Consider the following 7,273-nt stretch of genomic DNA (forward strand, 5'->3'; position numbering starts at 1 on the left):
AGGAGGTAAGGTAGCTTACAAATTATCAGAGAGTTTTTTCATTAAATCAAGTTGTAACCAAGTCAGACTTGGGCTTGGGCAGTAGCTGACTGCCTTTCTAAAAACTAGGAGTATATTATGAATCGATACCTTTTTGAAAAAGGGCAAACATTTAGCATTCGGAAGTTAACCATAGGTGTGGCCTCTGTCATCGTCGGACTGGCATTTTTTGCTTCTGGAACCGTACGTGCGGACGAAACCCCTCCTGCCACAAGATCCAATTTAGATCAGCAAATTGAACAAGTCGCAGATATAGAAGAAAGCAAGGCTGAACAAGTCAAAGAAGAAGGTCGTGTAGAAGCTGAAAAACAAGAAACACCTGCTACCGATACCAACAGTGCTGACTTGCTCCCTGAAGACATTCAGGACCGTGCCTATCCCGACACACCTGTCAAAAAACTCGATACGACTACTATCGTTGACCAGAAAGCTAGTCCAAAGGTAGAAACTGAGAGCATTCTAAAGGATAAGGAAGAAGCTCCAAAAGAAGCTGATAATGGAAACCGGGCTATTATTAACGGTGGACAAGACCTCAAACACATCAACTACGAGGGACAACCTGCAACTGCTGCTACTATGGTTTACAGCACTTACAATGCAGGAGAGCAACGCTACCTCGTTTCAGGATCTGGTATCTTTGTTGCACCTAATTTGATTCTTACCGTTGCACATAACTTCCTAGAAGCCAATAAAGAAACTGGCGAAGGTCACATTCGTGGTGGAAAATCTGCCCAGTTCTACTATAACGTTGGTTCAAACAGCGAAAAGAAAAACTCACTTCCATCTTCTGGAACTACAGTTCTATTTAGAGAAAAGGACATCCATTTCTGGAATAAGAAAGAGTTTGGAAAAGGCTATAAGAACGACCTTGCTCTTGTAGAAGCTCCTATTCCTCTTCCGATTGCTAGTCCAAACAAAGCAGCAACCTTTGCACCTTTAGCGGATCACAAGACGCATCAGCCGGGAGAAGCCATCAGTACGATTGGCTACCCAACTGACTCGAGCTCAAAAGAACTGAAACAACCTATCCTAGCCGGTCAGCTTTACAAGGCAGATGGGACCATCCGAACTGTTGAATCCTATGATGATAAGGGAACGACCGGTATCACCTACCAAACCACTTCTGTATCTGGTTTGTCTGGTGGTGGAATTGTGGATAGCCAAGGAAAAGTTCTGGGGGTTCACCAACACGGAACCGTTGACAATGGTGTTCCTGAAAAGGATCGCTTTGGTGGCGGACTCGTCCTTTCACCTGAACAACTGAAATGGGTGAAGGACTTGATTGCCAAATATGGTGTGAAAGGCTGGTACCAGGGAGACAACGGAAATCGTTACTACTTTACTGATGAGGGGCGTATGCTTCGGAATGAGAAAGCTGTTATCGGAAGCAACGAATATTCCTTCAACCAAGATGGGATTGCTACCTTGACCAAGGGAGTTGAATACGGTCGTGTTGTTATTCAACACGAAGACGAAGAAGGAAATCCTGTCAAAGATAATGATACCTTCATCGAACAGACAGCTGTTGATTCGCCATTTGACTATAATTTCAAAAAAGAAATCGAGAAAACGGACTTCTATCAGAAGAATAAAGACAAATACGAAATTGTATCCATTGATGGCGTAGCAGTCAATAAACAACTAAAAGATGCTTGGGCTGAAGAGCACAATGTTGTCAGCAAAGCGCCTGCCGGTACACGTGTCATCAAGGTGGTCTATAAAGTCAACAAAGGCTCCTTCAAAGTTTACTACCGTCAAAAAGGAACCACTACTGAACTAGCGGAAGCGACAGTTGATAACAATGACGGCCAAGAGTATGACGTTTCCTTTGTCAACACCTTCCATGCAAAAGACATTGCTGGCTACCGTCCAGTAAAAACTAGCTTGGAAGCAAGGATCCAGCAAAAAGGGGTGAATGAGGTCGTCTTTGAATACGAGCCAGTCGCTAATACAGCTAATCCAACGACTCCAACACCACCAGTAGCTCATCCAGAAGATAAGGAAACCGAGATTGGCAATCATGGGCCTCTTCCAAGCAAGGCTCAACTCGATTACCACAAGGAAGAATTGGCGGCCTTCATCCACTACGGAATGAACACTTATACCAATTCTGAATGGGGAAATGGAAAAGAAGACCCCCGATACTTCAATCCAACCAACTTGGATACTGACCAGTGGATTCGCACTCTGAAGGAAACAGGCTTCAAACGAACCATTATGGTTGTTAAACACCACGACGGTTTCGTTGCTTACCCTTCTAAGTATACAGATCATACTGTAGCTGCTAGCCCATGGAAAGATGGAAAGGGTGACCTTCTCGAAGAAGTTTCCAAGTCTGCTAGCAAGTATGACATGAATATGGGTGTTTACTTGTCACCATGGGATGCCAATCATCCAAAATACCATGTTGCAACCGAAAAAGAATACAACCAATACTATCTCAACCAACTAAAAGAAATCCTTGGAAATCCAAAATACGGAAATAAAGGGAAATTTATCGAGGTTTGGATGGACGGAGCGCGTGGTAGCGGTGCCCAAAAAGTGACCTATACCTTTGATGAATGGTTCAAATACATCAAAGAAGCTGAAGGAGATATTGCTATCTTCTCTGCTCAACCGACAAGCGTTCGCTGGATCGGAAATGAACGAGGTATAGCAGGCGACCCTGTATGGCATAAAGTCAAAAGGGCCAACATCACAGACGATGTTAAAAACGAATACCTCAACCATGGTGACCCAGATGGTGATATGTATTCTGTAGGGGAAGCTGATGTTTCGATCCGTTCGGGCTGGTTCTATCATGACAACCAACAGCCAAAATCACTCAAAGAGTTGATGGACATCTACTTCAAGTCTGTTGGTCGTGGAACCCCACTCCTTCTCAACATTCCACCAAATAAAGAAGGAAAATTTGCAGATGCGGATGTGGCTCGCTTGAAGGAATTCAAGGCAACCCTAGACCAAATGTATACGACTGACTTTGCCAAAGGTGCCACTGTAACAGCAAGTTCTACTCGTCAAAACCACCTTTACAAGGAAAGCCACCTCACAGACGGTAAAGATGACACCAGCTGGGCGCTCTCAAATGATGCCACAACCGGTAGCTTTACAGTCGATTTAGGACAAAAGAGACGCTTTGACGTCGTTGAACTCAAGGAAGACATCGCCAAAGGTCAACGTATCTCAGGTTTCAAGATTGAAGTCGAAATCAACGGACGCTGGGTGACATACGGCGAAGGTTCGACCGTTGGTTACCGTCGCTTGGTTCAAGGCAAGCCTGTAGAGGCACAAAAAATTCGTGTAACCATCACTGGTGCTCAAGCAACTCCAATCTTGACCAACTTCTCAGTCTACAAGACACCAAGCAGCATTGAAAAGACAGATGGCTACCCTCTTGGACTTGAATACCACTCAAACACAACAGCAGATACAGCCGGAACAACTTGGTACAATGAATCTGAAGGTGTTCGTGGCACTTCTATGTGGACCAATCAAAAAGATGCCAAAGCAAGCTATACCTTCACAGGAACCAAGGCCTATGTCGTCTCTACAGTCGATCCTGGTCATGGAGAAATGTCCGTCTACGTTGATGGTCAAAAGGTTGCCGATGTCCAAACTAAGAATGCTAGCCGTAAACGCAGCCAAAAAGTCTTTGAGACAGGCGATTTAGCACCAGGCCAACACACTATTACTCTCGTGAACAAAACAGGTGAACCAATTGCTACAGAAGGAATCTACACCCTAAACAATGATAGCAAAGGAATGTTTGAACTCGAGTCTACCAACTACGAAGTCGAAAAAGGAAAACCAGTCACTGTTAAGATTAAGCGTGTTGGTGGAAGCAAGGGGACTGCTACTGTTCGCTTTATCACAGAACCTGGAACTGGGGTTCACGGTAAAGTTTACCAAGATACAACTCAAGATGTGACTTTTAAAGATGGAGAAACAGAAAAGACTGTTACCATCCCAACGATTGACTTTACAGAACAGGCTGACTCTGTCTTTGACTTCAAAGCCAAGCTCACTTCTGTCACTGATGGTGCCCTGCTCGGTTTCGCTACAGATGCAACCATCCAAGTGATGAAAGCTGAATTGCTGATCAAGGATCAAACAAGTTATGATGACCAAGCTAGTCAGTTGGATTACAGTCCTGGCTGGCACCATGAAACCAATTCGGCAGACAAGTACCAAAAAACAGAGTCTTGGGCTTCCTTTGGTCGCTTAACTGATGAGCAAAAGAAAAAGACAACTGTCACAGCCTACTTCTACGGTACTGGACTTGATATCAAGGGCTATGTCGATCCAAATCATGGTATCTACAAAGTCTTCCTAGATGGCAAAGAAGTTCCTTACAAAGATGGCATGGGAAATGCTTCAACTATTGATGGTAAGAAATACTTTAGCGGTCGTGCAGTCCAACGCCAAGGCAATCAAACTCTGGTCAGCCTAAAAGGTCTGGACGAAAACTTGCACGCAGTCACCCTTCAACTAGATCCTGATCGAAACGATTTGTCTCAAAATATCGGTATTCAAGTGGACCAATTCATCACTCGTGGCGAAGGTAGTGAACTCTACAGCAAGGCAGATATCATCCAGTCTATCTCTAAATGGAAAGACGATCTGTCCAACTTTGACCCAGCAGGCTTGAAAAATAGAGCTACTGCACGCCAAGCTTTCCAAGCAAATCTAGAAAAATTGAGAAACCAACTCAGTGCTGATGCAGTGGATGTTCAGGATGTCATGTTGACAGTCAGTGCCCTACAAGATATCCTATCCAAGGATGAGAACTATCAAAGAGGCCAAGAGGAACCTAGTCCAGAGCAACCGGAACAGCCTGAAGAGCCTTCTAAACCTGATCAACCAGCTGAACCAAAACAACCGGAAATTGAGTATGATAAGGCTATGGAAAGCTTGACGAAAGCTATCGAGAAAAAAGTCGCTGAGCTTGGATCCAACAAGGAAGCTAAGAAGAAATTATTAGAAATTGCTGACCAAGCCATTGCTGCAATCCAAGAAGCTAAAACTCAAGAAGCAGTCAATCAAGCGCTAGAAACTTCTCTCGAACAAATCAGTAAGCTCGAAGCAGTTCTACCTGAAACTCCAGTTCAACCGGAAAAACCTACTCAACCGGAAAAACCAGTTCAGCCTGAAAAACCTGCTCAACCTGAAAAACCAGTTCAGCCTGAAAAACCTGCTCAACCTGAAAAACCAATTCAACCTGAAAAACCTGATCAGCCTGAGAAACCTGCTCAACCTGAGAAACCTGCTCAACCTGAAAAGCCAGTTCAGCCTGAGAAACCTGCTCAACCGGAAAAACCTACTAATCCTGAAAAGCCTGCTCAACCTGAGAAACCAGTTCAACCGGAAAAACCTGATCAGCCTGAGAAACCTGCTCAACCTGAAAAACCAGTTCAGCCTGAAAAACCTACTCAACCAGAAACTCCAGCTCAACCGGAAAAACCTGATCAGCCTGAGAAACCAGCGCAACCTGATAATCCGACTCAACCGGAAACTCCAGCTCAACCGGAAACTCCGGCGCAACCTGAGAAACCAATTACTTCTTCAAGTCCTGAGGAAGGGGTTAAAGACCTTGTCTTTACACTTCCAAGCTTGGAAATCGTCAATAAGGTCGTACCATTCAAGACTATTCGTCGCGAAAACCCACAATTAGACAAGGGAAAAGAGAAAGTTCTATCAGAAGGGAAAGACGGTCTCTTAGTCGAGTATGTTGAAGTGGACGGTGACAAACGCAAGGTTCTCCAAACAGAAGCAACTCCAGCTCAAGATCGAATGATTGAGGTAGGTAGCAAACAAAGCTCAGTTGGAACAGAAGCACCACCAGTTGTGACTCTTCCTGAGTATGTTCTACCAAGAGAGACTGAAAAACCTGCTCCAGTCGTAACAGATAATTCATCAGCAAAAGATGAAAAAGCTCCTGTTACAGCTACAATCAAAGAAGACAAGGAAAGACTACTCCCTGCAACTGGGGAACAAGAAGCAACTGCCTTCCTCTTCTTGGCAGCCATTACTTCTATCTTGTCTCTCCTCGTCTTCCAAAAGAATTTCAAAGACTAATAACCCTCTTTGATTGATTCTTTCTAATTATTCAGTTCCCCCGTTGAGAAGACCATTTGGTCTTCTCTTTTTTTCACAATTAACCTTGTGTGAAAAAATCCATAAAGAATCCCCAAATTTAATTGAACTTTTTATAAATTCACAGTACTGAACGCCCATATTTTTCTAGCCTCCTACTTAAATAGTTTCCTCTAAAACTTACTCGAGCCATCTCCATTCACAGAATTCACATTCATCACTTAGTAGGACAAACACTTCTCAAATCAATTGTTATCCCTTAACGATCTATTATTTCATTTCAGATGACAAGTCTCCATCAATCCCCTATATTTTATAGGTTAGAATAGTAAAAAAATTTAAGAGCATACTTTATTATTTATCGAAAAAATTACTTATAAATATTATGTAAATTGATTCTTAATAACGTTTAAAAAGCCTTCCTTATTTCTCAAGATAAAAAATAGTCCAGAACAAATGTTCTGGACTATTTCCTTTCCAATTACTTCCTAAGAACTAACTGAAAATCAACTCTCATCTAGAGATTATTTATTTTTACGGCTTACAAAGTACAATCCACCAGTCACTGCCATCAAAGCAAGTCCTGCAACTACTGCTGCGTTAGATGCTTTTTCACCAGTGTTAGGAAGTTGAGGTTTTGGACCTGGTTTTCCTGGTTCATTTGGTTTACCTGGTGTTGGTTTTTCTGGAGTATGTGTATTTGTGATATTGAAGCCTTCTACTTCAGATGTATAACCATCAACTGGAACTTCTACTACAGAGTATTTGATTTCTTGACCATTTTCTTTGTAACGATCAAGCCCTGTAAACTCATAAGTCCAACCAGTTGCTTCTGAAACTGTAGCTTCTTGAACGGTTTCTTTACCATCCGCAAGAAGTTTCACTGTGATAGAATCTGGACGGATACCGTCTTTGTTATTGGCATCATTCCAGATCTTCTTACCTTTTACAGTAGTTTTCTCTGGTGTATGTTTGTTGGTAATAGTGTACTTACCGTCTTTTTCTGAAGTAATTGTTGTTTCGTATGATGCAACAGCTACTTCTTTGACAGTGTACTTGATTTCTTGACCATTTTCATACTTAGGAAGTGCTTTTGATTCGAACTTCCAACCAGTTGCTTCTGAAACTTCAATTTCTTGAA

At 42.8% G+C, this 7,273-nt stretch carries 2 protein-coding genes; one reads left to right on the top strand and one right to left on the bottom strand.

Annotated features, from left to right (window positions below; all coding sequences use genetic code 11):
• Nucleotides 1-117: 117 nt before the first annotated feature.
• Complete coding sequence (locus HMPREF1149_RS05685; protein WP_001083110.1) at nt 118-6,114, top strand: alpha-L-fucosidase; 5,997 nt, start codon at nt 118-120, stop codon at nt 6,112-6,114.
• Between the two features lie 542 nt (nt 6,115-6,656).
• On the opposite strand, the gene HMPREF1149_RS05690 is transcribed toward HMPREF1149_RS05685, so the two are convergent.
• On the bottom strand, nt 6,657-7,273 hold a 617-nt coding region (locus tag HMPREF1149_RS05690; RefSeq protein ID WP_000300413.1), incomplete at its 5' end, for a Cna B-type domain-containing protein.

It is taken from the genome of Streptococcus sp. BS35b (assembly GCF_000286475.1).
Taxonomy (GTDB): domain Bacteria; phylum Bacillota; class Bacilli; order Lactobacillales; family Streptococcaceae; genus Streptococcus; species Streptococcus oralis_W.

Coding starts and splice junctions, on each gene's coding strand:
- HMPREF1149_RS05685 (WP_001083110.1), top strand. CDS start 118: ATGAATCGATACCTTTTTGAAAAAGGGCAAACATTTAGCATTCGGAAG.